This window comes from Curtobacterium sp. YR515, assembly GCF_900113095.1.
Classification (GTDB): Bacteria; Actinomycetota; Actinomycetes; order Actinomycetales; family Microbacteriaceae; genus Curtobacterium.
On the sequence record NZ_FOOD01000004.1, the window covers coordinates 456,224 to 481,237 of the forward strand.

Below are 25,014 nucleotides of genomic sequence, written 5' to 3' on the forward strand. Positions count from 1 at the left end.
TCGCCTCTGATCAGGACGCGACCGCTGGGCGTGGGTCCGCGGCGGGGGGTCGCGGTTCCGCCGTGCGCCCGCCGGCGGGCCGCCGGTCCGACTTCGCCGCCCTGCCGCTCGCGCAGGCGTTCCCGCTCGCCGTCATCGGGGGCGTGCTGTTCGCACTCGCCTTCCCGTCGCCGGGCTGGTGGTTCCTCGCCTACCCGGCACTCGCGTGCATGCTGCTCGCCGCGATGGGCCAGCGTGCCCGGCGCGCGGCCTGGCTCGGGTACGTCTCCGGCGCGGCCTTCTGGATCCCCGCGATCTCGTGGGCCGGCCGCTACCTCGGCCCGGTCCCGTGGTTCGCGCTCGCGCTGTTCGAAGCCGCGTTCTTCGCCCTCGGCAGCGTCGCGATCGCCCTCGCGTACCGCTGGGTGGCGCGTGTCGTGCCGTCCACCGCCGGACGCGTGTGGGGCCTCCCGGCCGTCGTCGCCGCGCTCTGGACCGGACGCGAGTGGTTCTCGGGGAGCTGGCCCTACGGCGGCTTCGCGTGGGGGCGGGTCGGACTCTCGCAGTCGCAGGGCCCGTTCACGCACCTGGCTGCCTACGTGGGTGTGCTCGGGGTGACGTTCGTCGTCGTGTACTGCGTCGCGGTCGTCGTGTCGCTCGCCCTGGTCGTGCCTCGCGGTCCCGGCCGGGGCGTCCGGGTGCCCGTCCGCGTCGCGACGGCGGGACTGCTCGTCGCCGCCGTGCTCGCCGTGCCCGCGTGGCCGACCGCCACCGACGGCACGATCCGGATCGAGTCGGTGCAGGGCGACGGCCCCGCCGGGTACTTCGACCGGGCGGCGCCGGGCGCGGTGCTGAGCGCGCAGGTCGCGGCGACCGACGTCGAGGCGAAGGGGGTCGACCTCGTGGTCTGGCCGGAGGGCTCCGCCGAGTTCGATCCGCGCCAGCAGCCGGTGATCGCGTCGGCTCTCGACCAGGTCGTCGACTCCGTCGGGGCGCCGATCGTCGCCGGCGCCATCACGCAGACGTCCTCGGGGGTCCTGCACAACACCTCGTTCGTGTGGACGAAGGACGGCTGGCAGTCGTCCTACGACAAGAAGCGCCCGGTGCCCTTCGGCGAGTACGTCCCGGACCGCTGGTTCTTCTCCAAGCTCGCGCCGTCGCTCATCGGGCTGCTGCAGCGCGACTACACCCCGGGGACGAAGCCGAACGTGCTGTCGGTCGCCGGCGTCCGGGCGGGTATCGCGATCTGCTTCGACATCGTCGACGACGGACTCGCCACCGACATGGCGCGCGGGGGAGCGCAGGTCATCCTGGCGCAGACGAACAACGCTGACTTCGACGGCACCGACGAGAACCTGCAGCAGCTCGAGATCGCTCGGATGCGGGCGATCGAGACCGGTCGGTCGCTCGTGAACATCTCCACCGTCGGGGCGTCGCAGGTCATCGACCCGACCGGACGGACGATCGACCGGGTGCCGGCGTACACCGCGACCTCGATGATCACGGACGTGCCGCTCGGGACCACCACCACCCCGGCGACCCTGGCGTCCGGATCGATCGCGCTCCTGCTCTCGCTCGGCGGGCTCCTCACGCTGCTCGCCTGCGCGCCCTGGAGCCGCCGCGCGAGTGCTCGCCGCGCCTGAGCGCCCCGGCCGCGGCCCCGCACTGGGAGAGGACTGTGAATGCGCCGGTCCGGGAGTGCAGGCGCGTGGGACAGTGTTGTGGAGGGCAGACGAGCGAGAGGAGCACACACATGGCTGATCGGAGTCTCCGCGGCATGCGGCTCGGGAGTCAGAGTCTCCAGAGCGAAGAGGGCGTCGAGCTCTCGGACCGCAAGCGTGCGGTCTACCAGACGGAATCGGGGGAGACGTTCGACATCGTCTTCTCGGCGGATGCAGACGTCCCCCAGACGTGGTCGGAGCCTCGCTCCGGTCGCGAAGGACGACTTCTCGGCGACGACGGCATCCCCGTCGAGGTCGCCGAAGAGGACGTCAAGGCCCCCAGGACCCACTGGGACATGCTGCTCGAGCGGCGCTCGCGTGAAGAGCTCGAGGAGCTCCTGCAGGAGCGACTGCAGTTCCTGCGCGCACGGCGCGGCGCCTGACCCGCACACGACGACGACGCCCGCCCCGGTCTCCCGGGGCGGGCGTCGTCGTCGTGGTGGCGGTCAGCGGCGGCCGGAGCCGTCGCTCGTGCGGTGTCCGGAGGCGTCGGGGCCGGCGTCGGTCGCGCTCCCGTGGTGCTCGTCCTTCGCTGCGTCGCGGAGCTCGTCGGCCGCGGCCTCGTCCGACGCCGCGAGGTGCGCGTCGACGCTCTTGTTCGACTCGGCGAGACGCTGGTCGAGCTCGGACTCGGGGACGATGTCCGCCGCCGTGGCGTCCGGGCGGGGGACCGAACCGGCCGCGGCATCGGCGGCCGCGCTGTTCGCCAGGCTCTCGTTCGCGAGCTTGGAGATCCGCGACAGGAAGTCGCCCCCGGCACCGCCGCCGGCGATCGGTCCGCTGCCGGTGCGCCCGGCGGTGAAGCCCTTCGCGATGCCGGAGAGTGCCTCGGTGAACTCGCTCGGGATCATCCAGAGCTTGTTCGCGGTGCCCTCGGCGATCTTCGGCAGGGTCTGCAGGTACTGGTACGACAGGAGCTTGTCGTCCGGGTCGCCGGTGTGGATGGCGTCGAACACCGTGGCGATCGCCTGCGCTTCACCCTCGGCGCGGAGGACCTGGGCCTTCGCGTCACCCTCGGCCGCGAGGATGGCGGCCTGCCGCTGCCCCTCGGCCTCGAGGATCTGGGACTGCTTCGTCCCCTCGGCCTGCAGGATGGCGGCACGACGGCTGCGCTCGGCACGCAGCTGCTGCTCCATGGCGTCCTGGATCGACACGGGCGGCTCGATCGCCTTGAGCTCGACGCGGCCGACGCGGATGCCCCACTTGCCGGTCGCCTCGTCGAGCACGACGCGGAGCTGGCCGTTGATGTTGTCGCGGCTGGTCAGGGCCTCTTCGAGGTTGAGGCCACCGACGACGTTGCGGAGCGTGGTGGTCGTGAGCTGCTCGACCGCGCCGAGGTAGTTGGCGATCTCGTAGGTGGCGGCGCGGGCGTCGGTGACCTGGAAGTAGACGACCGTGTCGATCGAGACCACCAGGTTGTCCTCGGTGATGACGGGCTGCGGCGGGAAGGACACGACCTGCTCGCGCATGTCGAGCAGCGGCCGGAGTCGGTCGATGAACGGCACCAGCAGGTTCAACCCGGGGTTGAGGGTCTTGTGGTACTTCCCGAGGCGTTCGACGATCCCCGCGGTCGCCTGCGGCACGATGCGGATCGCGCGGGACAGGACGACGATCACGAAGATGACGACGACGAGGATGAGGACGAGCAGTGCGATCGTCCCGGCTGAGATGGTCACGAGGTGGCCCTTTCTCCGAGGCGGACGACAGCCGTCGACCCCTCGATGGACTCGACGACCACAGGGGTCCCGAGCGGCGGTGTTCGGTCTGTGGCATCGGCGGAGATGCGGGCGCTCCAGGTCTCGCCGTTGGCCAGGCGGACCTGGCCGGGGGCGGACGCGGTGAAGGCGACGGCGACCGTGCCCGGCAGCCCGATGAGTCCCTCGACGTTGGTGCGGTGCGGGTCGGCGTTCCGACCGAGTGCCGTCAGGAGCCGCGGCCGGACGACCGACAGCAACAGCAGGGCGACGCCCGCGGCGATGATGGCCGACAGCCACCACGGCGCGCCGAGCAGTGCGGCGACCAGCCCGCCGGCAGCACCGGCCGCGAGCATGATGAAGATGAAGTCGAGCGTGAATATCTCGACCACGCCCAGCAGGAGCACCAGTCCGATCCAGATGACGGTCTGGATCCAATCGATCCCGTTCACGCGATCTCCCTCCCTCGGTCGCGCGCGGCTGCTCGCTGCGTCGCGACGGCCGGTCCAACTCCGTTCAACATATCAAGTCCGTGCTGTGCCCGCGCGGTGGTTGGTAGGCTCGTCGGCGGCCGACCCGCCGAACCAGACCTGGAGAACACGACTGTGAGCAACCCCCTCGCCCCCGGATCCCTCGCCGACAAGCGCGCCCTCGTCACGGGTTCGTCCCGCGGCATCGGCGCCGACACCGTCGGGTACCTGGCCGAGGCCGGCGCCAAGGTCGTCGTGAACTACCGCAACAAGGCCAAGCGTGCCGAGCAGATCGCCGAGAAGATCGTCGCCGCGGGTGGGTCGGCACTCGCCGTCGGTGCGGACCTGACCGACCACGACTCCGTCCAGGCGATGGTCGACACCGTCGTGCAGGAGTGGGGCGGCATCGACCTGCTCGTGCTCAACGCCTCCGGTGGCATGGAGTCCGGCCTGGGCGAGGACTACGCGCTGCGCCTGAACCGCGACGCGCAGGTGGACATGCTGCAGACCGCCGTGCCGCACATGCCCGCCGGATCGCGCGTCGTGTTCGTCACGAGCCACCAGGCCCACTTCGTCGAGACCGCCGAGACGATGGACGAGTACGTGCCGGTCGCCAAGAGCAAGCGGGCCGGCGAGCTCGCCCTCCGCGAGCTCGTGCCGCAGCTCGACGCGGCGGGCATCGAGTTCGTGGTCGTCTCCGGCGACATGATCGAGGGCACGATCACCGCCACGCTCCTCAACCGCCTGAACCCGGGCGCGATCGAGGGCCGCCGTGCCGAGGTCGGCAAGCTCTACAGCGTCTCCGAGTTCGCCGCCGAGATCGCCGCGGCCGCGATCGAGCCGATCCCCGCCGACCACACCAAGCTCGTCGGCGACGTCAGCGGCTTCGTCGGCTAACGTCGGACGGGTGACTGCGAAGCCCGGCCTGCGCCGCACCTCCCGGATCATCCTGCTCGACCCCGACGGTCGGGTGTTCCTGATGGACACCAACTCCCCGTCGTCGGACGGAGCGCACCGCTGGATCACACCCGGCGGCGGTGTCGACCCCGGCGAGGACCACCGCGACGCCGCGATCCGCGAACTGCGCGAGGAGACCGGCATCGTCATCGACGACCCGGGCGAGCCGGTGTGGTCGTGGGACTTCACCGTCGAGTGGGACCTGGCCGACCACGACCGCGGCCACGCGGAGTTCTACGTCGTCCGGACGCCCGGTTTCACGCTGTCGGACGCCGAGTGGACCGACGACGAGCGCGTGGACATCCTGCAGTCGCGCTGGTGGACGGCCGACGAGCTCGACGCCACCGACGAGCCGTTCGAGCCCGCCGAGCTCCCTGGTCTCGTCCGCACCCACGCGCCGTCCTGACGCGCCGGCTCGTTCCGGTGCGGAACCGTCCTGTGGAACGTCACACGTCACCGCTACCCTGTGGGCATGGAACCGAGTGCCGAGCACGCCGCTGACACCCACGACCGCATCCGGGTGCGTGGTGCACGTGAGAACAACCTGCGCGACGTCGACGTCGAGCTCCCGAAGCGTCGCCTGACCGTCTTCACCGGCGTGTCCGGGTCGGGCAAGAGCTCACTGGTGTTCGCGACCATCGCGGCGGAGTCGCAGCGCATGATCAACGAGACGTACAGCGCGTTCCTGCAGGGGTTCATGCCGTCGCTCGCACGCCCCGACGTCGATGTGCTCGACGGCCTCACCACGGCGATCGTTGTCGACCAGGAACGCATCGGCGCCGATCCCCGCTCGACGGTGGGCACCGTGACGGACGCCAACGCCATGCTCCGCGTGCTGTTCAGCCGCCTCGGGACGCCCCACATCGGTGGCCCGAACGCGTTCTCCTTCAACCTCGCCACGGTCACGGCCGGTGGTGCCATCACCGTGCAGAAGGGCAAGGACGCCAAGGCGGAGAAGGTCTCGTTCTCACGGCTCGGCGGCATGTGCGCCGACTGCGAAGGCCGCGGCACGGTCACCGACATCGACCTCACACAGCTGTTCGACGACACGAAGTCCCTGTCGGACGGGGCGATCACGATCCCCGGGTACGGCACGGACGGCTGGAACGTCCGGATGTTCGCCGAGTCCGGGTACTTCGACAAGGACACGCCGATCCGTGACTTCACGGACGCCGAACGCCAGGACTTCCTGTACCGCGAACCGACGAAGCAGAAGATCGCCGGCATCAACATGACGTACGAGGGGCTCGTCCCGCGCGTGCGGCGCTCGTTCCTGCAGAAGGACCGCGAAGCGATGCAGCCCCACATCCGGGCCTTCATCGACCGCGCGGTCACCTTCACCACCTGTCCGGCCTGCGGTGGCACCCGGCTGAACGACGTCGCACGGTCGTCGACGATCGCCGGCAAGAGCATCGCGGACGTCTGCGCGATGCAGATCACCGACCTCGCCGCCTGGCTACGGGGGATCGACGAACCGACCGTCGGGCCGTTGCTCGACGGCCTGCGGGACGCGGTCGACTCCTTCGTCGAGATCGGCCTCGGGTACCTCTCGCTCGACCGCCCCACGGGGACCCTGTCCGGGGGAGAGGGGCAGCGCGTCAAGATGGTGAAGCACCTCGGGTCGTCCTTGAGCGACGTCACCTACGTCTTTGACGAACCGAGCACCGGGTTGCACCCCCACGACATCGAGCGGATGAACGGGCTCCTGCTCCGCCTCCGCGACAAGGGCAACACGGTGCTCGTCGTCGAGCACAAGCCCGAGGTCATCGCGATCGCGGACCACGTCGTCGACCTCGGGCCGGGGGCGGGGACGAACGGCGGGGCGCTCTGCTACGAGGGGCCGGTCGACGGGCTCCGCACGAGCGACACGGTCACCGGTCGCCACCTCGACGACCGGGTGTCGGTGAAGGACGTCGTGCGCGAACGCACCGGCGTCCTCGAGATCCGCGGCGCCGACGCGCACAACCTGCAGGGTGTGGACGTCGACGTGCCGACCGGGGTGCTCACGGTCGTGACGGGTGTCGCCGGCTCCGGCAAGAGCACGCTCATCCACGGGTCGCTGTCACCGCGCGACGGTGTCGTCGCGATCGACCAGGGCGCGATCCGCGGCTCCCGGCGGAGCAACCCGGCGACGTACACGGGGCTGCTGGAGCCGATCCGCAAGGCCTTCGCGAAGGCCAACGGTGTGAAGCCCGCCCTGTTCAGCGCCAACTCCGAGGGTGCGTGCCCGGCGTGCAACGGCGCGGGGGTCATCTACACGGACCTCGGCATGATGGCCGGCATCGCGACGCCGTGCGCCGAGTGCGGCGGGAAGCGATTCGACCAGTCGGTGCTCGAGTACCGGCTCGGGGGAAAGGACATCAGCGAGGTCCTCGCGATGCCCGTCGCCGACGCTGCGACGTTCTTCGCGACGGGGGAGTCGAGGATCCCCGCGGCGCACGCGATCCTCGCCCGGCTCGTCGACGTCGGACTCGGGTACCTGACGATCGGCCAGCCGCTGACGACCCTGTCCGGCGGCGAGCGGCAGCGGCTCAAGCTCGCGACGCACCTCGGCGACCCCGGCGGGGTGATCGTCCTCGACGAGCCGACGACCGGGCTGCACCTGGCGGACGTCCAACAGCTGCTCGGCTTGCTGGACGGCATGGTCGAGGCCGGGCGGACGGTCGTCGTGATCGAGCACCACCAGGCCGTGATGGCACATGCCGACTGGCTCATCGACCTCGGGCCCGGCGCGGGCCACGACGGCGGCCGCGTCGTGTTCGAGGGCACGCCGGCCGAGCTCGTCGCGGCTCGGTCGACGATCACGGGGGAGCACCTGGCGGCCTACGTCGGAGCCTGAGGCGGGGGACAGGTCCGGGCGGAGTACCTGAACACCAGCTGGTCGAACGGTCTACCGTCCTGACTGACGCTCATGCTTGGGCCACCCCGCCCGCGGCTACCCGGTCGCATGACGAGCGTTCACGACGAAGGAGACCTCATGGCCGACCAGACCGGTGGACCGAACTACCCCGCAGCGAACACGCCCGGTGCAGCACCGGCCGGCACGGGTGGCGGACTCGCCATCGCGAGCCTCGTCCTCGGCATCGTCGGTGTCGTCGGTGGCATCTTCCTCGCGATCATCGGCGTGATCGCCGGCATCATCGGGCTCGTCCTCGGCATCCTGGCTCGCCGACGCGCGTCCGGTCGGGGGATCGTCCTCGGCGGCATCATCCTGTCGGCCATCGCGATCGTCATCGGCATCGTCGGCTACATCCTCACCGCGGTCGTGCTGTCCCAGGCCTGAGTCCACATCGCCGCTGACGTCTGACCGGGGATCACCGCCCCGAGTCGCCGCGCAGCGGTCCGCCAGCGAGGCGGGTCGGCAGCGATGCCGATCCGCCTCGCTGGCGTTCGGCGTCCGCGCGTCGCACCCCACGTCCCCACGTCCCGACGCCACGGCGGACGGGAGGCGCGGGTCGGGCCCGCACCGTTCCTCCTGGACCACGCAACGCGTGTTCCGGACCGCCGGACGCGCGCCCAGGTCGGCCCCTGTAGCTTCCGCCACATGAGCTACAGCCAGCCTGACCCTGCCGAGGAGACCACCCACAGCGAGGAGCCGGAACAGCCGGACACGGACCAGGAGAACCTCGAGGAGCAGGGCGGCGAACATGCCTCCCTCGAGATCGACGCCGACGACGTCCCGACGAGCGTCGATCCGCAGTCCTGATCGCACGGCGGCACGGTTCACCGGTCAGACGGCCCGTTCCGCCGCCTGCAGCAGGGCGCGAACGAGATTGACGTAGTCCAAGCCGACCGCCGCGAACATCCGGGGCACCTGCGACTGCTCGGTGAACCCCGGCGCGGTGTTCACCTCGTTCAGCACGACGCCGTCGTCGGTGAGGAAGAAGTCGAACCGCGCGACGCCCGCGCACCCGAGCGTGTCGTAGAGGGTCCGGGCTGCGTGGTCGATCGCTGCCTCGTCGGAGGCAGACAGCGCCGCCGGCACCGTGAACCGTGCGGTCCCGTCGTACTTCTCGGTGCGCCCGAAGACGTCTCCGTCGGCGACGCCGATCTCCAGCGTCGCGCCGGTGCGGAGCGTCCCGGTGTCGTCGCGGAACACGGCGATGTCGATCTCGCGCCCGGTGACGAACGCCTCGGCGAGCACGTCGGTGCCTGCAGCCCGGGCATGTGCCACGGCAGCCGCGTACGCGTCGGGCGTCCGGACCACCGTCACGCCGTTGCTCGACCCACCGGTCGTCGGCTTCACGACGAAGGGCGTCCGGAGGGGCACCGGGCCGATCTCGTCTCCAGCGCGGATCAGCACACCCGGCGCCGTGCGGACGCCGACGGCCTCGGCCACGGTCTTCGTGACCCACTTGTCCATGCCGAGTGCGCCGGCGCGGACGGGGGAGCCGACCACCGGCACGCCGATCATCGTGAGGAAGCCGGCGACCGCGCCGTCCTCACCGTGGACACCGTGGAGCACCGGGAACGCCGCGCGGCACGACGTCAGCACGGCGACGGCGTCCGCGGGGGACAGCTCGGCACCGTTCGTGTGCCGCCAGCTGCCCGTCCGGTCGATCGTCAGGGGGACCGCGTCGAAGCCGAGGGCCCGGACGGCTCGCGTGACCGCGGCCGCGGATGCGAGCGAGACCTCGTGCTCGTCGTTCGCGCCGCCACCGATGACCGCGATCCGGGTCCGGGCCGTAGGGGTGCGGGAGTCGTGGCGATCAGGCAACGGTGGCCTCCGGGGTGGTGACGGTGCGGTGGACCCGGGCGGCGCGCGTGCCGATGCGGGTGACGATCTCGTGCTCGATGGTGTCGGCCCAGCCCGCCCAGTCGTGGACGGTCGGCTCGCCGTCGAGGCCGCGCCCGAAGAACGTGACGGTCTCGCCGAGCTCCAGCCGGTCGTCGCCGGTGTCCACGACGACCATGTCCATCGAGAACCGGCCGACGAGCGGTCGACGGCGTCCGCGCACCTGGACCTCGGCCCGCTCGGACGCCGCGCGGGGAAGTCCGTCGCCGTAGCCCAGGGGGAGCAGCGCCAGGGTGGTCCGACGGTCGACGACGTGGTCGAGGCCGTAGCCGACGCCGGCCCCGGGGCCGATCACCCGGGAACCGACGACCGGAGCCGTCAGGGAGAGCGTCGGCTGCAGGTCCGTCGATGTCCGGGAGGGGTCGATCCCGAAGAGCCCCGCGCCGATGCGGTGCAGACCGTGGCGGCCGCCGACCCCGGTGACGGTCGCTGCCGTGGCGGCGAGGTGCGTGACGAAGCCGGACAGTCCGCGACGCCGGGCAGTACGGACCGCGTTGTCGAAGAGCAGCCGTTCGCGCGTGTTCTGCGGGTCGTCGGGCTGGTCGGCGCAGGACATGTGGCCCATCACCCCGACGACCCGGACCGTGCCGAGCCGCTCGAGCTCGCGTGCGGCGGTGCACAGTGACGGCCACGACCCGGGGTCGGCACCGTCGCGGGCCATCCCGACGTCGACGTGCAGGTGGACCCGGGCACGGCGTCCGGTCCGGACTGCTGCACGGCTGACGGCACTGAGCAGCTCGGCGCTCGGGATGGCTATGTCGACGTCGGCGAGCAGCGCACCGTCGAAGTCCGCGTCGACCGGGTTGAGCCAGCTGAGCACCGGCGCGTCCGTCACGGTTGCCCGGACGGCGATCGCTTCGTCGATGGTGGTCACGCCGATCGACGTCGCTCCGGCGGCGAGGACCGACCGGGCGATTGCCCCGTGGCCGAACCCGTCGGCCTTGAGGACGGCCATGACGCCGCCGTCCGTCCGGTCGGCGAACACGGCGGTGTTCGCGCGGACGGCGTCGTCGTGGACGACGAGCTGTGGGCGCGACGGTGTCATGCCTGCCTCCTGGAGATCGCTACCGAACTGATATGCATGATATCGATGGTCACCGAAACCACGGAGGAAGTCATCGGTCCTGGGGATGACGTCGCGCGCCGCGCGACCCAAGCCGTCGATGCCGTGCGGATGACGGTCGTCGCTGCTGCAGGAGGGACGGGAGGCGCGGCTGGCGTGAGCAGACCAGCTGCGGTGATCCGCGCCTCCTGGCCCCACTCGCTGCGCGCCGATAATGTATATTATGTCAACTCAGATCCATCGGGCCGCGCTGCGGCCGCACTCTGGTGGTCGACGCCACTCCCCTCTAGCATCGCCGTCATGAGCGCCGAGCGGTGCTCGGAAGCGGCGGTGTCCGATGCGGAAGCTCGTCCTCAAGATGTCGATGTCCCTCGACGGTTTCGTCGCAGGTGCACGTGCGGAGTCCGACTGGATGTTCCGTGCCGCGAGTCCGGACTCGGCCGCATGGGTGCTCGACACCGTTTCCGGCGCCGGTGTGCACGCGTTCGGTCGGCGGACGTTCGAGTCCATCGCCGGCTTCTGGGCGAACGCGACGACACCCGTCGCCGGTGCGATGAACACCGTCCCGAAGGTCGTCTTCACCCGCCAGGCCGGGTTCGATCCCGCCACGGTCGACACGGGTGGGGCCGACTCCCCCGCGGCGGCGACCTGGACCGGTGCCCGGGTGGCGAACGGCGACCTCGTGGCCGAGGTCGACCGGCTGCGGGCCGAGGACGGCGCTGACGTCCTCGCACAGGGCGGGACGGACTTCTGCCGGAGCCTCGTGGCCGCGGGCCTCGTCGACGAGTACTGCCTGGTGGTCCTGCCGGTGGTCCTCGGGGCGGGTGACGGGATCTTCTCGGGGCTGCAGGACGAAGTCGACCTGACGCTGATCAGCTCGACGGTGTTCGACGGCGGCGCGAAGGCGGACGTGTACCGACCGAAGCGCTAGCGTTCCCGGCATGGGTGCGTACGACGAGCAGATCGGCCGGAACCTCCGACGGGTGCGTCGGGAACTCGGGCACCTGGACCGATCGACGGTGGCGTTCCGGATGCGGCTCCGCGGTTGGCCGTGGGACGAGGACGTCGTCGCGGCCGTCGAGGACGGCGCACGACCGATCCTCCGTACCGAGGCGGTCGACCTCATGAGCGCGCTGGGGTACTCGACGGCGTTCATCACGATGCGGACCGACGCGGAGTCGGTGGCCGAGATCGCGGATCAGCGACTCGTGGTCGCCGCTGCCGACCTGCGGGAGGCGTCCGACCACTGGTTCGAGACTGCCGCCAGGTTCGACGCGAACGGGCTCGCGATCCCGACGACCATCGAACGGGTGCTGGTCGAGGGTCGGGAAGCCTTCGCGGATCCGGACGCCGTCCTCGGGACGCCCGCTCCCGCGCCGGAGGGTGGCGCAGCGTCGACGACCCTGGCCGAGTGGGAGGACCTGCCCGAGCGGCCCCCGCACCCGCTCGACACGATCGGCGTCGGCGTGCCGTGGACCGACGAACAGCTCGGCATGCAGTACGGACACGACCTCCGCGAGGCGTCCGACGCCGTGCGGGTCGCCGTGGTCGAGTGGCTGCGTGCCGCGGCAGCACATGCGCCCCACTGGCCGGACGACACCCCGGGGTCGCCCGAGCAGATCGTCGAGGACGTCCGATCGCTCCGGATCGGCGGCTGAGCGCGGTCGCCGGCGCTCAGAACACCGCGACCGTCATGCCCGCCGAGGTCGCCGGTCGGTCCATCGCGAGGATCGCCTCGGGAAGCTCGTCGAACCCGATCGTCCGACCGATCGACTCCGACGGGCGGAGACGACCGGCGACGACGTCGTCGAGCATCGCGGCGTACTCCCCCACCGAGATCCCGTGACTGCCGAGCAGCTCGAGCTCGTCGCCGATGACGCGGCCCATCGGGATCGCCGGCGCGGCCTCGTCGTCGAGCAGCAGCCCGACCTGGACGTGCCGACCCCGAGGCCGGAGTGCGGCGACCGCGGCGACCGACGTGGCGCGGCTGCCGAAGGCGTCCACGGACACGTGGGCTCCGCCGCCCGTGACGGCTCGGACGGCCTCCCCGACCGCGTCGTCCATCGGCACCGCGACCGCACCGAGGGCTTCCGCACGTGCGAGCGCGGCGGGCGAGACGTCCACCGCGACGACCTTCGCTCCGGCGGCGACCGCGACGATGACGGTCGACAGTCCGACTCCCCCGCAGCCGAAGACGGCCACCCACTCGCCGGCGGCCACCCGTCCCCGGGCGTGCAGTGCGTGGTAGGCGGTCCCGAAGCGGCAACCGAGTCCGGCGGCCTCGGCGAACCAGACGGCATCCGGCAGCGCGACGAGGTTGACGTCCGCGTGCGGGACCACCACGGCCTCGGCGTACGAACCGGGCAGCGTGAAGCCGGGCTGCTGCTGCCGGGTGCACACCTGCGTCGCACCGTCCAGGCACTGCTCGCACTCGCCGCACGCGAAGACGAACGGCGCGGTCACCCGGTCCCCCACGGCGAACCCGCGGACGTCGGGCCCGACGGACGACACCACGCCGGCGAACTCGTGCCCGGGGACGTGCGGCAGGCGCACCGAGTCGTCGTGCCCCTTCCACGCGTGCCAGTCGCTCCGGCAGACCCCGGTCGCGGCGACCCGGACGACCACCCCGTCGATCGGGGCTACCGGGTCCGGGACATCCACGACCGCGGGGACGGAACCGAACTCGTCGTACTGGACTGCGCGCATCCGGCCATCCTGACAGACGGTGCCCCGCGTGAGCGCCGCCGTTGCGCACCAGATGGCACCGCCGGTTCACTGGCTGCATGAACGGACTGCGCTTCTCCGCCGACCCCGCCGACCTCGACGTCCCCCGTGTCCACCGCTGGCTGAGCGAGGAGTCCTACTGGGCTCGGGGCCGAGACCGTGCCACGCAGGACGCGATCATCGCCGGCTCCCGGAACTTCGGCGTCTACGACGACACCATTGGTCAGCAGCTCGGGTACGCCCGTGTGATCACCGACGGTGTGACGTTCGGCTGGCTCGCCGACGTCTTCGTCGACCCGGTGGCGCGAGGCCGCGGTGCCGGTGTCGCCCTCGTGCAGGGAGTCACCGAGGCCATCGAGCCGCTCGGCCTGAAGCGGTTCGCACTCTTCACCGCGGACGCCCACGGGCTGTACGAGCAGTTCGGCTTCCGCCCGCTCCCCGATGCCGCGGGTTGGATGATGCGTCCAGGGCCGGGGTTCGGTGCCGACGTGCACGACTGAACCGGGCGCTCTGCGACCCGGCCACGGGACGGAGCGAGCTCGCCCGTCGGATGCGAGCCGTGCCTCCAGGCCGTCGCGCCCGCGGTGGGGACGCACTTCGTGAGCAGAAGGTGTCGGGTCCATCCGGCCGACCCGACATCTTCTGCTCACGAAGCGGCCGCGGGCGGGCCCCGCCCGCGCCCGGCCCCGCCTCAGTACGCGATGCGCCCGGCGCGGTCGTGGAACTCCCCCGTGGGACCGTCCGCGCCGAGCGTCGCCAGCGCCACCGTGGCGTCCGTCCCCTCGGTCACGGTCTGGTGCCCGCCGAACCCGTTGAACTCCGTCGCCGTGTACCCGGGGTCGCTCGCGTTCACCCGGAACCCGGGCAGGTTCTTCGCGTACTGCACGGTCAGGGCGATGAGTGCCGCCTTCGACGCCGCGTACGGCACCGCCGGCACCGGGTACTCGTCCCGCCCCGGGGTCGTCAGCCACCGCGGGAAGCCCACACCCGAGGCCACGTTCACGATGACCGGGTTCGCCGACTCCCGCAGCAGCGGCAGCGCCGCCTGCGTCACGCGCACGACGCCGGTCACGTTCGTGTCGAGCACCGCTCCGATCGCAGCGGCGTCGAGGTCGTCGACCCCGAACGACGTCCCGAGGATGCCCGCGTTGTTCACGAGCACGTCGAGTCCGGGCAGTCCGGCGACCGCGCGCTCGACCGAGGACTGGTCGGTGACGTCCAGCTGGACGACGTGCGCGCCGAGGGCACGCGCCGCGTCCCCCGTGGCCGGATCGCGCATGCCGGCGTACACGGTGTGCCCGGCCTCGACGAGGCGACGGACGGTCTCGAGCCCGAGACTGCGGTTGGCTCCGGTGATGAGTGTCGTTGTCATGCGCCCAGCCTCCGCCTCCGTGGCCGGGTCCCCCAGGCACCGCTCGACAGTGGGACCACCAGTACCAGGCAGGCCGGGAGGCGCGGGTCGAGGATGGTGGGCATGAGCGAGTTCGCGAGTGTGCTGCGTTCCTGGCGCGACCGGGTCCGTCCCGAAGCGGTCGGCCTGCCGGCCGGGCCCGGTCGACGGACGCCGGGTCTCCGTCGCGAGGAGCTCGCTGCGCTCGCCGGGGTGAGCGTCGACTACGTCGTCCGCCTCGAGCAGGGACGCGCGACGAACCCGTCGCCGCAGTTGCTCGGCGCACTCGCCACCGCGCTCCGTCTCACCGAGGAGGAACGCGACCACCTCTGCCGCGTCGCCGGGTCCGCGCCGCCGTCGCGCCGGGTCGTCCCCCGGCACGTCGCCCCGGGCGTGCAGCGCATCGTCGACCGCCTCGGCGACGTCCCCCTCGCCGTGTTCACCGCCGCGCACGACATCGTCCTGTGGAACGACCTCTGGGCAGCGCTCACCGGTGACCCCTCCCGGTACACGGGCATCGACCGGAACCTCGTGTGGCGACACTTCATGCACGGCCACGAGGAGGTCGAGTGGGACGACGAGCACCAGGAGGAGTTCTCCAGCGACCTCGCCGCCGACCTCCGCGCCGCCGTCGGACGGTATCCCGCCGACCGGGACCTCGCCGAGCTCGTGGCACGCCTCCGCCGCGAGTCCCCCGAGTTCGAGCGCCGCTGGGACACCGGACGCGTCGCCGAGCACCGGGCGAGCCGCAAGCGCGTGCACTCCCCCGTCGGCCCGATCGAGATCGACTGCGACGTCCTGAGCGTGCCGGGCGGGGACCTCCGCATCGTCGTCTACACGGCGGTCCCCGGCACCGAGGACGCCGCCAAGCTCGACCTCCTGCGCGTCACCGGCCTGCAGGAACTCACGCCGAGCTGAGCACGACCAGTCGTTGGGTCGCCCGCGTCATCGCCACGTACCGGTCGACCGGGCGCCACCGCTCCGGGTCCACCAGGACGACGAGGTCGAACTCGAGACCCTTCGTCGCCTCCGGGGACAGGGAACGGATCCGGTCCGTCCCCGCGTACCCGGCGTCGCCGACCACGCACGCGATCCCGTCGGCGCTCGCCGCGGCCCACGTGTCCAGGACCACGTCCCGCTCGTCGGCGGACCCGTACTGCACCGGCACGCCGGAGTCGCGGATCGAGGTCGGCACGTTCGCGTCCGGCACGGCTGCGCGGATGACGGGTTCGGCGACCGCCATCACCTCGGACGGCGTGCGGTAGTTGATCCGGAGACGCGCGGTCCGCACGTCCCGGAGCCCGATCCGGGCGAGCCGGTCCTCCCACGACTCGGCGAACGGCTCCCGCGCCTGGGTCCGGTCCCCCACGGCCGTGAGGCTCCGGCTCGGGCACCGCCGGAGCAGCATCAGCCACTCCGCGTCCGTCAGCTCCTGCGCCTCGTCGACGACGACGTGCGCGAACGGTCCCGCCAGGGCATCGACGTCCGGTGCCGCCGTCACCGCGTCGTCGTCGAGGCTGTTCCGCGCGTCCGCTCCGCGCAGCATGCTCATGAGCTGCAGCTCGGAGTCGTCGTTCGCGACGAGGTCCTCGATCACCCGGTCCATCCGCTCGCGTTCGGCGGCCCTGGCGGCCGCAGCACGCCGCTCCCGGGCCGGAGCTGCCGGGTCCCCGATCCGCCGACGGGCGGCGTCGAGCACGGGCAGGTCGGACCGGGTCCACGCGCGGGCGTCCGGGCGGTGCAGGCGTGCGCGGACGGCTGCGGTGAGGTCGGGCGCGCACCGCGCCAGGTGGTCGGGTACCGCGAGCAGGTCCGCGACGACACCGTCCGGGTCGAGCACGGGCCAGGCCCGGCGGAACGCGTCACGCAGGACGTCGCTGTCGTCCACGGAGGCGCGGATCGCCCTGGGTGGGGCCGCTCCCGCCAGGCGGTTGGTCACGATCTCGAGCAGCGCGTCCCAGACGTCGGAGCGTGCGGCGTTGTGCGGGTCGCCCGGGTCCGCTGCGTCGAACGCGTCGGCCCAGTCGTCGGGCGTGATCGGCACGTCCGCCCAGTCCGTCTCGACGATGACCGTCCGCTCCGGCGGCTGCTCGTACCCGCGGACCGCACGCTCGACCGCCCGGGTCAGCGCCGTACCCGCCTTGATCGCCGCGACGTCCGCATCGGCCTCGTCGGGGACGTCGGCGCCCTCGGGCACCAGGTCCGTCACGGTCGCGAGCTGCACCCCGTCCTCGCCGAGTGCCGGCAGCACGTCCCCGACGTAGTCGAGGTGCCCGTGCGTCGGCCCGACGAACAGCACACCCCCGTGCCGCGGGGACACGCGTGGGTCGGCGTACAGCAGGTACGCCGCCCGGTGCAGCGCGACGACGGTCTTGCCGGTCCCCGGGCCGCCGTCCACCACGAGTGCTCCGGCGGAGTCCGCGCGGATCACGGCGTCCTGGTCGGACTGGATCGTCCCGAGCACGTCCCGCATCCGCGGGCTGCGGCTGGTGCCGAGACTCGCGACGAACGCCGACTGGTCGTCCAGCGCTGCGGTGTGCAGCAGGCCCTCGTCGGTGAAGGCCTCGTCCCAGTAGTCCACGATCCGACCGCGCTGCCAGCGGTAGCGTCGCCGGCTCACCAGGCCACGAGGATCGCCGTGCGACGCCGCGAAGAACGGTTCGGCGGTCGCGGAGCGCCAGTCGACCAGCAGCCGCTCGAGGTCCGCGTCGGTGAGCCCCGAGCGGCCGACGTAGACCGGGTGCGGGCGGTCGGCGAACACCATCCTCCCGATGCACAGGTCGAGCCCGTACCGCCGGAGAGCCGTGAGCTCGCGGGTGACCCGGCGCACCTCGGCATCGCGCTCCACCGTGTACTCCCCGCCGCCCGCTCGGGTCCGGCGGAGCTCGTCGAGGCGTCGGGTGAGCGTCGTGGTCGAGGCGTCGAGGGTGGCGGCGATCGCGGCGAAGTGCCGCTCGTCGTCGGCGATCAGGGCCGGATCGGCCTTGTCGGCGAGGCGTTCGGGGAGGTCGAAGACGGGGTACGGCGTTGACACGAGGGTCGATTGTGGGGCACGACGGGGGTCTTGCGGCAAGCCCCTGGTCCGGCCGTATCCTGGTCATGGCAGGAGGGGTCCGCCGTCTCGCGGCCGCCTTCCGCTACCGCGACCTGATCGCGTCGACGACGGCAGCGACCGTCGACGCGTCTGCCGTACGAGCACCGTCGACGATCACCGGCTCTTCCGTCTCGGGCGGTTCGAAGCTCGCGGCGTGCTCTGCGAGCACGGCGTCGGTGACGTCGGGTCGTGCCGGCTCGGTCCGGTTCGCGAGGACGCGTCGCCGTTGCAGCTCCGGGGCGATCCGCACCCAGACGAGGGCGAACGGTGCCCCGGCGGCGGCCGCGGTGGCACGCCAGGCATCTCGGACGAATCGCGGAGAGCCCGTGTCGTCCACGATCACGTCGCGGCCGGACGCGAGCGATTCGCCCGCCCGCTCGTGCGCGATGGCGTTCGTCGTGGCCCACTCCTCCGGGGGGGATGCCCTGGCCGCCGTCGAGGCCGCGCTCCTCGTTGATCCGGTCGAGGCCCAACAGAACTCCGTCCAGCGCGTCGGACAACCGGACCGCCAGCGTGCTCTTGCCCGAGAACGAGAGACCGCACATCAGCACCAGCGCCATGCGTGGACCCTACCGAGCCCGGGTGGAGCACTCCACCTCACCGCACGCTCGCAGTCGCCCACGCACGGTGGAGCGCAGCGACCTGGTCGGCTTCGGCCATGTCGGTGACGTCGAGGACGAGGTCCACCGCCGGTGGGACCGCGGTCATCCGGTGGAGCAGTTCGAACTCGTCGTCGGTGATGGACACCGGTCGTGTGGCGGCTCGCGCTCGGGCCTCCTCGAGGGTGATCGCCAGGTGCACGACGAAGCACTCCGGGAGTTCGGCGCGGTACACGGCGAGCGTCTCCGCGGTGAGGACGTCCGACGCGGTGACGGCGAAGCCCGCAGCGAGCAGGTTCCGGGCCAGGGCACTCACGTTGCGGGCGGCGAGTGCGTGCTGGGCACGGCCCTCCGATCCCGACCAGAGCGTCGCATCCCCGGCGATGACGAGCTGGCGGACGTCGTCACCGTCGATGTACGCGCCGCGCGGTTCCGCGGCAGCGAGGGCACGACCGCAGGTCGTCTTCCCGACCGCCGGGCCACCCGAGAGGATCAGTGGTCGCATCGTGTCCGTCCTTCCGTCCCGGTCGACGCTACCCAGGCCCGTGCGGCGCTGCGGCGGGAACGGTGGGTAGCGTGGTGGCCATGGACTGCTTCGCGAGCTGGCGCACCCGCCACTGAAGGCGACGGCCTCGCCGTCACGTACCGCCACACCGAGCACGGTGTGGCGCCTTCAGACTGCTCAGAGAAGAGGCACACCATGCACATCCGCGCCTGCACGCCCGACGATCTGCCCACGCTCACCGAACTGACGATCGAGACCTTCCGCCCGCTCCTCGCCGGTGACCTGGTGAGACTGCGCCCGGAGGTCACGGCACACGACCACGCGCACTGGGAGGACGACTACCGGCACGAGGTGCCCGCGTTGCTCGACCCTGCCGAAGACCGGTTCATCACGCTGGCGGAGGACGACGACGGGCCTCTCGGGTACGTCGGGTGGCACGTCACGAACGGCGCGTCCGGCCGGCTGGAGATGGTCGCCGTCCACCCGCGTGCCCGACGACGAGGAGTCGCACGGGCACTGTGCACGACCGTCCTCCGCGAGCTCGGCGACCGCGGGGTCGAGGCGGTGCACATCGGCACGGGCGGGGACGCCTTCCACGCCCCGGCGCGAGCGCTCTACGAGTCACTCGGCTTCACGCCGTACCCCACGGTCGACTACGCCCGCACCCTGCAGTCCGGGCGCCCGGTCACGCCGCGGTGAACACCAGCGACGCGTTCTGCCCACCGAAGCCGAACGAGTTGTTCAGCGCCGTCCGGATCGGCACCTCCCGCGCGGCCCCGGCGACCACGTCCAGCTCGACCGCCGGGTCGAGGTGCTCCAGGTTCAGCGTCGCCGGCACGAGCCCGGTCTCGATCGCCCGCACGGCCAGGATCGACTCGACGGCCCCGGCTGCCCCGAACATGTGCCCGATGGCCCCCTTCGGCGCGGTCACGACGGCCCCGGTGCCGACGGCGCGAGCGATCGCAGCGGCTTCGCCGACGTCCCCGACGGGCGTGCTGGTCGCGTGCGCGTTGACGTGGTCGATGTCGTCGCCCGTCAACCCGGCCATCCGGATCGCCGCGGTCATCGCCCGCTCCTGCTCGGACCCGTCCGCCAGGGGCGCGGTGATGTGGAACGCGTCCGAGGTGATGCCCCATCCGGCGAGGGTCCCGTGCGAGCGCTGGGTGCGGGCAGCGGCGTGGTCGGCCCGCTCGAGCACGACGAACCCGGCACCCTCGCCGAGCACGAACCCGCGGCGCGATGCGTCGAAGGGGCGGGAGAGCGTCGTCGGGTCGTCGTCGCCCGGCTTCGCGAGGGCCTGCGACTGCGCGAAGGACGCCATGGTCACCGGCGTCACCGCCGCCTCGGTCCCACCGGCGATGACGACGTCGGCCTCCCCCGTGACGATCAACCGCGCGGCCGTCGCGATCGCCTCGGCCCCGGAGGCGCAGGCGGACACGGTCGTGTACGCCCCGGCCCGTGCACCGAACGCGATGCTGATCTGCGCCGCGGCGGCATTCGCCATGAGCATCGGGACGGTGCGGGGTGACACGCGACGGGCGCCAGCGGTGCCGAGCACGTCGTGGGCGTCGAGGAGCGTCTCCACTCCCCCGATCCCGGTGCCGACGACGACGGCGAGCCGGTCCCCCTCGACCGTCGGGGCGCCGGCGTCCGCCCAGGCCTCCTCCGCCGCGACGAGCGCGAGCTGCTGGCTGCGGTCGAGCCGGTTCGCCCGGACCCGCCCGAGTGCTCCGTCCGCGTCGAGTGCGGCGGCGGCGCCGACACGGATCGGGACCTGGTCCCAGTGCGTGCCGGTCCGGTCGAGGTCGTGCACGCCGGAGCGGCCGGCGACCAGGGCGTCCCAGAGCGTGTCGACGCCGTGGCCGAACGGCGAGATCGCTCCGTAGCCGGTGATGGAGATGTGCACGGGAGGCTCCTTCTTGTACGTTGAACAAGTGGAGTTGTACCACGTACAATTCCGGCATGGCAACCTCGAGCGACGCCCCGGGCACCCCGCGCGGGGCAGCCACCCGGGCGCGGATCCTCGCCGCGACCGCCGGACTGCTCAGCGGCACCGGCGGCCCGACCGAGCACCGGACGGTGACCGTGAGCGAGATCGCCCGGGCCGCGGGCGTCTACCCGAACCAGATCACGCACCACTACGGATCGAAGGACCGGCTGGTGCTCGACGCCGCGTTCGCGCTCTTCCTGCGCGACACGACCCGGTTGCAGGCAGCCGGGCGTCGCGCCACGAGCGCCGAGGCGTTCCGGCAGGTCCTCGCCCGCACCGCCCTCGCGATGCCGTCGACGCCGCTCGTCGTGCGGGCCCTCGCGAGCGCGGGCGACGACGCCGCGCAGCGCGACCGGGTGCGACTGCTCCTGCAGGTGCTGTTCCGGCAGTCGGAGCGCTACCTCGAACGGGTCGTCACCGAACACGGCTGGACGAGCCGGAGCGGCGTCGGACGCGACGCACGGACGTTCTGGAGCGCGGTGTTCGGCGCCACGCTGCTCGCCGACGCCGGGGTCACCGGCGGACCGTCCGACCTCGACCTCGCCGGCACCGTCTCGATCGCCTGACCCGCAGGAGGCGCAGCGCCCTACTCGCCGAAGCCGGACCGCACGAGCGCCACGAGCGCGTCGACCGCGTCCTGCGCGTCGGCTCCGGTCCCCTCGATGGTCACCGACGCCCCCCTGGGCAGTGCGAGCGCCATGATCGCGAGCAGGCTCTTCGCGTCCACCCCGTTGACCCGGACCTCGGCGTCGAACCTGGCGGCCGTCTTCACGAACTCCGCGGCCGGCCGGGCGTGCAGGCCGCTCTCGTTGACGAGTTCCACCGTCTCGGACGCGGCCACGTCGTCGACGGAGCCGGTCCCGGAGACCGGCGCCGCGCCTCCTGGGCCGTCGCCGGACCGACTGGAGGCACGACTCGCGTCCGCCTCGGAGCCCGCGGCAGACGCGGCAGCGGCCAGGACCGCGTCGACGTCGCCACCGGTCTGTGCGGCGACGGCCGCGGCGACCGCGCCCTCGACCAGCGGGGCCTGCGAGACGTGCACGCGTGCCCGGACGTCGTCGTCGAGGAAGTCGAGCGCCGTGTCGGTGGTCAGGTAGGCGGAGCCGAGGTCGCACAGGACGACCACTGCCTCGGCGTCGGCGAGTTCCTCGATGCCGGCCGTGATGGCCTCGAACGAGGTGCCGATGCCGCCGTCGTCGGTGCCGCCGGCGGCCACGAGCGGGACGTCCGCCGCCATCTGCCGGGCGAGCTCGACGGTGCCGGTCGCGATCGCCGCGCTGTGCGAGACGATCAGGATCCCGACGGTCACGCGGCGTCCACGGCCGCGCGGAGGATGTACACGGTGGACTGCGCGCCCGGGTCGCGGTGCCCGACGGCACGTTCGCCGAGGTAGCTCGCGCGGCCCTTGTGGGCGACCAGCGGGTCGGTCGACTCCGCGCCGGTGACGGCCGCGTCGGCGGCTGCGGCGAGCACCTGCTCGGGGCTGTCCCCGGCGGCGGCGGCGGCACCGGCGGCGTCGACCGCGGGCGACCAGGCGTCGACCATGGTCTTGTCGCCGACGGCGGCCTTGCCCCGGGACACGATGCCGTCACGGGCGGCGGTCAGCACCTGGACGAGCGTGTCGGCGTCGAGCTCCGCTGCGTCCCCGGCGGCCTGTGCGGCCTTGAGGTACGCGGTCCCGAACAGCGGACCCGCGGCACCGCCGACCGTCGAGATGAGCTTCGTCGCGACGACCTTCAGCACGGCTCCGGGGGTGTCGAACGAACCGGCGTCCACGGCCTCGAGCACGGCACGGAAGCCGCGGTCGAGGTTCTCACCGTGGTCGCCGTCGCCGATCTCACGGTCGAGCGTGACGAGCTCGGCCCGGTGCTCGTCGATCGTCGCGGCGGTGCGTCGGACCCAGTCGATGGCCCATGCGGTGTCGAGCGCCAATTCGTGTTCCTTCCTGCGTCCGGCTCCGTTCACGGGCCGGGTCGTGGTGCGGTGGGTTCAGCGTCCCCAGCGCAGTGCCGGGGTCTCCACCGGTGCGTCCCAGAGGGCGGTGAGTTCGTCGTCGAGCACCGTGACGGTGAGCGAGAACCCCTGCATCTCGAGGGATGTCACGTAGTCGCCGACCAGGCTACGCGTGACGTCGAACCCGCGGTCGGTGAGGACCTCGGCGGCGCGTCGGTAGGCGATGTAGAGCTCGGAGAGGGGCGTGCCGCCCATGCCGTTCACGAGGAGCAGGAGCTTCGACCCGGCGGGAGCGGCGAGGTCGGTGAGGATCGGTTCGAGCACGCGGTCCACGAGCTCGTCGGCCGGGGCCATCGGGATGCGTTCGCGGCCGGGCTCGCCGTGGATGCCGATGCCGAGCTCGACCTCGTCGTCGGCGAGGGTGAACGACGGCTCGCCGGCGTGCGGGACGGTGCCGGAGGCGAGCGCGAGCCCCATCGAGCGCGTGACGTCGTTCACGTGCCGGGCGACGGCGGCGACGGCGTCGAGGTCGTCCCCCCGCTCGGCTGCGGCGCCCGCGCACTTCTCGACGACGACGGTGCCGGCGACCCCGCGTCGGCCGGCCGTGTAGAGCGAGTCCTGCACGGCGACGTCGTCGTCCACCACGACGGACTCGACCCGCACGTCGTCCATGCTGGCGAGTTCGGCGGCGGTCTCGAAGTTGAGGACGTCGCCGGTGTAGTTCTTGACGATGTGGAGCACGCCGGCTCCCCCGTCGACGGCCTTCGTCGCGGCGACGATCGGGTCCGGTGTGGGACTCGTGAACACCGGCCCCGGCACCGCGGCGTCGAGCATGCCGTACCCGACGAACCCGGCGTGCAGCGGCTCGTGTCCGCTGCCCCCGCCGCTGACGATCCCGACCTTGCCGGACACCGGGGCGTCCGCGCGGTGGATGTGGATCGGGTCCTCCACCAGCACGACGTGGCCGGCGTGGGCACGGGCGAACCCGCGCACGGTCTCGTCGACCACGGCCTGCGGATCGTTGATGAGCTTCTTCATGCTGACCTCCACGGAGTGCGGGCGATCGCGAGGCAGCACCGCCGTCGTCGACCGGAGTGCCCTCAATCTACATCGCCGCCCCGGGCGAGCGTTCCCCCCGTGTGCACGTTCGTGCACCGCCCCGGGGGCGGCCCACCGGCCTCGGATGCGCGCACGCACACCGACCATGCACGTTCGTGCACAATCGCGCACTTCCCTCACGAATGCATCGCCATCCGTCGATGCCCGTCAGTATGCTCGGCCCCAATCACTCAACGGGGAGTGCCGGCGCTGTACCACCGGACCCCCACCCTCACGCACTGGAGGTCACCGATGGACGGCATCGGCGTCAATTTCCTCTCCGAGCTCGTCGGCACGGCGATGCTCATCATCCTGGGTGGCGGCGTCGTCGCCGCTGTCTCGCTGACGAAGTCCAAGGGCTTCGGAGCCGGCTTCCTCATGGTGACGATCGGTTGGGGCTTCGCGGTCTTCGCCGGTGTCACCGTGTCGTACAAGTCCGGCGGCCAGCTCAACCCCGCGGTGAGCCTCGCGCAGGCCATCCTGGGCAACATCACCATCGGTGAGATGTTCCTCTACTGGCTCGCCCAGCTGATCGGCGCGATCGTCGGTGCGGTCATCGTCTGGCTGGCCTACAAGCAGCACTTCGACGAGGAACCCGACGCGGCCGCGAAGCTCGGCGTCTTCTCCACCGGCCCGGCGATCCGCACGTACGGCTGGAACCTCGTCACCGAGATCATCGGCACCTTCGTGCTCGTCTTCGTGGTCATCGCCTTCACCAACGGCAAGACCCCGGCCGAGCTCGGCGCCATCCCGGTCGCCTTCCTCGTGATCGCGATCGGTGTCAGCCTCGGTGGCCCGACCGGCTACGCGATCAACCCTGCCCGTGACCTCGGCCCCCGCATCGCGCACGCCTTCCTGCCGATCAAGGGCAAGGGCTCGAGCGACTGGGCCTACGCCTGGGTGCCGGTCGTCGGCCCCCTCATCGGTGGTGCCCTCGCAGCCGGGCTGTCGTACGCACTCCTGCCCCTCGCCTGATCCACCC

The 25,014-nt window shown here is 72.1% G+C and carries 27 protein-coding genes; 14 read left to right on the forward strand and 13 right to left on the reverse strand.

Going from position 1 to position 25,014, the window contains the following annotated elements:
- The first annotated feature begins 62 nt into the window (after positions 1–62).
- Positions 63–1,622, forward strand: a complete 1,560-nt coding sequence (lnt, locus tag BM028_RS13445) for an apolipoprotein N-acyltransferase (RefSeq protein ID WP_092387095.1) — start codon at positions 63–65, stop codon at positions 1,620–1,622.
- A gap of 110 nt (positions 1,623–1,732) precedes the next feature.
- Complete coding sequence (locus tag BM028_RS13450; protein WP_070419007.1) at positions 1,733–2,083, forward strand: RNA polymerase-binding protein RbpA; 351 nt, start codon at positions 1,733–1,735, stop codon at positions 2,081–2,083.
- Positions 2,084–2,146: 63 nt separating this feature from the next.
- Here BM028_RS13450 and BM028_RS13455 read toward each other — a convergent pair whose 3' ends face one another.
- Both BM028_RS13455 and BM028_RS13460 read right to left on the reverse strand, forming a co-directional pair.
- Positions 2,147–3,376: an SPFH domain-containing protein gene (locus BM028_RS13455; protein ID WP_070419006.1), complete on the reverse strand. Its 1,230-nt coding sequence runs from the start codon at positions 3,374–3,376 to the stop codon at positions 2,147–2,149.
- A complete protein-coding gene (locus BM028_RS13460; protein ID WP_254789583.1) occupies positions 3,373–3,846 on the reverse strand; it encodes an NfeD family protein in 474 nt (157 codons plus the stop codon). The genes BM028_RS13455 and BM028_RS13460 overlap by 4 nt, the downstream gene beginning before the upstream one ends.
- A 153-nt stretch (positions 3,847–3,999) precedes the next feature.
- Between BM028_RS13460 and BM028_RS13465 the strand changes: the two genes are divergently transcribed.
- The 5 genes from BM028_RS13465 to BM028_RS18565 all read left to right on the forward strand — a co-directional run bounded on the left by BM028_RS13465 (position 4,000) and on the right by BM028_RS18565 (position 8,527).
- On the forward strand, positions 4,000–4,761 hold the full coding sequence (locus BM028_RS13465) for an SDR family oxidoreductase (RefSeq protein WP_071294704.1): 762 nt from the start codon (positions 4,000–4,002) through the stop codon (positions 4,759–4,761).
- Positions 4,762–4,771: 10 nt separating this feature from the next.
- A complete protein-coding gene (locus tag BM028_RS13470) occupies positions 4,772–5,227 on the forward strand; it encodes an NUDIX hydrolase (RefSeq protein WP_071294703.1) in 456 nt (151 codons plus the stop codon).
- A 66-nt stretch (positions 5,228–5,293) separates the two neighbouring features.
- Positions 5,294–7,660 (forward strand): ATP-binding cassette domain-containing protein, encoded by a 2,367-nt coding sequence (locus tag BM028_RS13475; protein ID WP_092387097.1) that lies wholly within the window; start codon positions 5,294–5,296, stop codon positions 7,658–7,660.
- A gap of 138 nt (positions 7,661–7,798) precedes the next feature.
- The gene (locus BM028_RS13480) at positions 7,799–8,104 is read left to right on the forward strand and encodes a hypothetical protein (RefSeq protein WP_092387099.1); all 306 of its coding nucleotides are present in this window, start codon (positions 7,799–7,801) and stop codon (positions 8,102–8,104) included.
- Positions 8,105–8,365: 261 nt separating this feature from the next.
- Positions 8,366–8,527, forward strand: coding sequence for a hypothetical protein (locus BM028_RS18565; protein WP_156794908.1), 162 nt, complete (start codon positions 8,366–8,368; stop codon positions 8,525–8,527).
- Positions 8,528–8,551: 24 nt separating this feature from the next.
- Here the strand turns inward: BM028_RS18565 and BM028_RS13485 are convergent, their stop codons facing one another.
- Together BM028_RS13485 and alr are read right to left on the reverse strand one after the other, a co-directional pair.
- Positions 8,552–9,538 (reverse strand): D-alanine--D-alanine ligase family protein, encoded by a 987-nt coding sequence (locus BM028_RS13485; RefSeq protein WP_092387101.1) that lies wholly within the window; start codon positions 9,536–9,538, stop codon positions 8,552–8,554.
- Complete coding sequence (alr, locus tag BM028_RS13490) at positions 9,531–10,661, reverse strand: alanine racemase (protein ID WP_092387103.1); 1,131 nt, start codon at positions 10,659–10,661, stop codon at positions 9,531–9,533. The genes BM028_RS13485 and alr overlap by 8 nt, the downstream gene beginning before the upstream one ends.
- Before the next feature lie 355 nt (positions 10,662–11,016).
- Between alr and BM028_RS13495 the strand changes: the two genes are divergently transcribed.
- Positions 11,017–11,610: a dihydrofolate reductase family protein gene (locus BM028_RS13495; RefSeq protein WP_092387105.1), complete on the forward strand. Its 594-nt coding sequence runs from the start codon at positions 11,017–11,019 to the stop codon at positions 11,608–11,610.
- Between the two features lie 10 nt (positions 11,611–11,620).
- Complete coding sequence (locus BM028_RS13500; protein WP_092387106.1) at positions 11,621–12,337, forward strand: hypothetical protein; 717 nt, start codon at positions 11,621–11,623, stop codon at positions 12,335–12,337.
- Positions 12,338–12,353: 16 nt separating this feature from the next.
- Here the strand turns inward: BM028_RS13500 and BM028_RS13505 are convergent, their stop codons facing one another.
- Positions 12,354–13,385 carry an alcohol dehydrogenase catalytic domain-containing protein gene (locus tag BM028_RS13505; protein WP_092387108.1) on the reverse strand — a complete coding sequence of 344 codons (1,032 nt, stop codon included), beginning with the start codon at positions 13,383–13,385 and terminating at the stop codon, positions 12,354–12,356.
- Between the two features lie 77 nt (positions 13,386–13,462).
- Here BM028_RS13505 and BM028_RS13510 point away from each other — a divergent pair, with 77 nt between their 5' ends.
- Entirely contained in the window at positions 13,463–13,903 is a 441-nt protein-coding gene (locus tag BM028_RS13510) for a GNAT family N-acetyltransferase (RefSeq protein WP_092387110.1), read from the forward strand.
- A 191-nt stretch (positions 13,904–14,094) separates the two neighbouring features.
- Here the strand turns inward: BM028_RS13510 and BM028_RS13515 are convergent, their stop codons facing one another.
- Positions 14,095–14,775 (reverse strand): SDR family NAD(P)-dependent oxidoreductase, encoded by a 681-nt coding sequence (locus tag BM028_RS13515; protein ID WP_092387111.1) that lies wholly within the window; start codon positions 14,773–14,775, stop codon positions 14,095–14,097.
- A gap of 102 nt (positions 14,776–14,877) precedes the next feature.
- Between BM028_RS13515 and BM028_RS13520 the strand changes: the two genes are divergently transcribed.
- Positions 14,878–15,711, forward strand: coding sequence for a helix-turn-helix transcriptional regulator (locus BM028_RS13520; protein ID WP_092387113.1), 834 nt, complete (start codon positions 14,878–14,880; stop codon positions 15,709–15,711).
- On the opposite strand, the gene helR is transcribed toward BM028_RS13520, so the two are convergent.
- The 3 genes from helR to BM028_RS13535 all read right to left on the reverse strand — a co-directional run bounded on the left by helR (position 15,698) and on the right by BM028_RS13535 (position 18,991).
- The gene (gene helR, locus BM028_RS13525; RefSeq protein WP_092387115.1) at positions 15,698–17,827 is read right to left on the reverse strand and encodes an RNA polymerase recycling motor ATPase HelR; all 2,130 of its coding nucleotides are present in this window, start codon (positions 17,825–17,827) and stop codon (positions 15,698–15,700) included. The genes BM028_RS13520 and helR overlap by 14 nt on opposite strands.
- A gap of 103 nt (positions 17,828–17,930) precedes the next feature.
- Entirely contained in the window at positions 17,931–18,275 is a 345-nt protein-coding gene (locus tag BM028_RS13530) for a P-loop nucleotide/nucleoside kinase family protein (protein WP_254789597.1), read from the reverse strand.
- Positions 18,276–18,484: 209 nt separating this feature from the next.
- Positions 18,485–18,991, reverse strand: a complete 507-nt coding sequence (locus BM028_RS13535; RefSeq protein ID WP_092387117.1) for a nucleoside/nucleotide kinase family protein — start codon at positions 18,989–18,991, stop codon at positions 18,485–18,487.
- A gap of 195 nt (positions 18,992–19,186) precedes the next feature.
- Between BM028_RS13535 and BM028_RS13540 the strand changes: the two genes are divergently transcribed.
- Positions 19,187–19,690, forward strand: coding sequence for a GNAT family N-acetyltransferase (locus BM028_RS13540; RefSeq protein ID WP_092387119.1), 504 nt, complete (start codon positions 19,187–19,189; stop codon positions 19,688–19,690).
- On the opposite strand, the gene BM028_RS13545 is transcribed toward BM028_RS13540, so the two are convergent.
- Entirely contained in the window at positions 19,677–20,897 is a 1,221-nt protein-coding gene (locus BM028_RS13545; RefSeq protein WP_092387121.1) for a beta-ketoacyl-[acyl-carrier-protein] synthase family protein, read from the reverse strand. The genes BM028_RS13540 and BM028_RS13545 overlap by 14 nt on opposite strands.
- Before the next feature lie 56 nt (positions 20,898–20,953).
- Between BM028_RS13545 and BM028_RS13550 the strand changes: the two genes are divergently transcribed.
- Positions 20,954–21,547 carry a TetR/AcrR family transcriptional regulator gene (locus BM028_RS13550; protein WP_092387123.1) on the forward strand — a complete coding sequence of 198 codons (594 nt, stop codon included), beginning with the start codon at positions 20,954–20,956 and terminating at the stop codon, positions 21,545–21,547.
- A 20-nt stretch (positions 21,548–21,567) separates the two neighbouring features.
- On the opposite strand, the gene dhaM is transcribed toward BM028_RS13550, so the two are convergent.
- Genes dhaM through dhaK form a run of 3 tightly spaced genes read right to left on the reverse strand, consistent with a single transcriptional unit; the run spans position 21,568 to position 23,972 of the window.
- On the reverse strand, positions 21,568–22,290 hold the full coding sequence (gene dhaM / locus BM028_RS13555) for a dihydroxyacetone kinase phosphoryl donor subunit DhaM (protein WP_092387125.1): 723 nt from the start codon (positions 22,288–22,290) through the stop codon (positions 21,568–21,570).
- Positions 22,287–22,913 carry a dihydroxyacetone kinase subunit DhaL gene (gene dhaL, locus BM028_RS13560; protein WP_070418992.1) on the reverse strand — a complete coding sequence of 209 codons (627 nt, stop codon included), beginning with the start codon at positions 22,911–22,913 and terminating at the stop codon, positions 22,287–22,289. The genes dhaM and dhaL overlap by 4 nt, the downstream gene beginning before the upstream one ends.
- Before the next feature lie 57 nt (positions 22,914–22,970).
- Complete coding sequence (gene dhaK, locus BM028_RS13565) at positions 22,971–23,972, reverse strand: dihydroxyacetone kinase subunit DhaK (RefSeq protein ID WP_092387327.1); 1,002 nt, start codon at positions 23,970–23,972, stop codon at positions 22,971–22,973.
- 312 nt (positions 23,973–24,284) lie between these two features.
- Here dhaK and BM028_RS13570 point away from each other — a divergent pair, with 312 nt between their 5' ends.
- On the forward strand, positions 24,285–25,007 hold the full coding sequence (locus tag BM028_RS13570; protein ID WP_092387127.1) for an MIP/aquaporin family protein: 723 nt from the start codon (positions 24,285–24,287) through the stop codon (positions 25,005–25,007).
- Positions 25,008–25,014: the final 7 nt, after the last annotated feature.

Excerpts from the sequence above, each read along its gene's own strand:
- BM028_RS13520 (WP_092387113.1), top strand. The coding sequence starts at position 14,878 with ATGAGCGAGTTCGCGAGTGTGCTGCGTTCCTGGCGCGACCGGGTCCGT.
- BM028_RS13500 (WP_092387106.1), top strand. The coding sequence starts at position 11,621 with ATGGGTGCGTACGACGAGCAGATCGGCCGGAACCTCCGACGGGTGCGT.
- BM028_RS13450 (WP_070419007.1), top strand. The coding sequence starts at position 1,733 with ATGGCTGATCGGAGTCTCCGCGGCATGCGGCTCGGGAGTCAGAGTCTC.
- BM028_RS13475 (WP_092387097.1), top strand. The coding sequence starts at position 5,294 with ATGGAACCGAGTGCCGAGCACGCCGCTGACACCCACGACCGCATCCGG.
- BM028_RS13550 (WP_092387123.1), top strand. The coding sequence starts at position 20,954 with ATGGCAACCTCGAGCGACGCCCCGGGCACCCCGCGCGGGGCAGCCACC.
- BM028_RS13505 (WP_092387108.1), bottom strand. The coding sequence starts at position 13,385 with ATGCGCGCAGTCCAGTACGACGAGTTCGGTTCCGTCCCCGCGGTCGTG.
- dhaK (WP_092387327.1), bottom strand. The coding sequence starts at position 23,972 with ATGAAGAAGCTCATCAACGATCCGCAGGCCGTGGTCGACGAGACCGTG.
- BM028_RS13570 (WP_092387127.1), top strand. The coding sequence starts at position 24,285 with ATGGACGGCATCGGCGTCAATTTCCTCTCCGAGCTCGTCGGCACGGCG.
- BM028_RS18565 (WP_156794908.1), top strand. The coding sequence starts at position 8,366 with ATGAGCTACAGCCAGCCTGACCCTGCCGAGGAGACCACCCACAGCGAG.
- BM028_RS13540 (WP_092387119.1), top strand. The coding sequence starts at position 19,187 with ATGCACATCCGCGCCTGCACGCCCGACGATCTGCCCACGCTCACCGAA.
- BM028_RS13480 (WP_092387099.1), top strand. The coding sequence starts at position 7,799 with ATGGCCGACCAGACCGGTGGACCGAACTACCCCGCAGCGAACACGCCC.
- BM028_RS13510 (WP_092387110.1), top strand. The coding sequence starts at position 13,463 with ATGAACGGACTGCGCTTCTCCGCCGACCCCGCCGACCTCGACGTCCCC.
- BM028_RS13535 (WP_092387117.1), bottom strand. The coding sequence starts at position 18,991 with ATGCGACCACTGATCCTCTCGGGTGGCCCGGCGGTCGGGAAGACGACC.
- BM028_RS13515 (WP_092387111.1), bottom strand. The coding sequence starts at position 14,775 with ATGACAACGACACTCATCACCGGAGCCAACCGCAGTCTCGGGCTCGAG.
- BM028_RS13495 (WP_092387105.1), top strand. The coding sequence starts at position 11,017 with ATGCGGAAGCTCGTCCTCAAGATGTCGATGTCCCTCGACGGTTTCGTC.
- alr (WP_092387103.1), bottom strand. The coding sequence starts at position 10,661 with ATGACACCGTCGCGCCCACAGCTCGTCGTCCACGACGACGCCGTCCGC.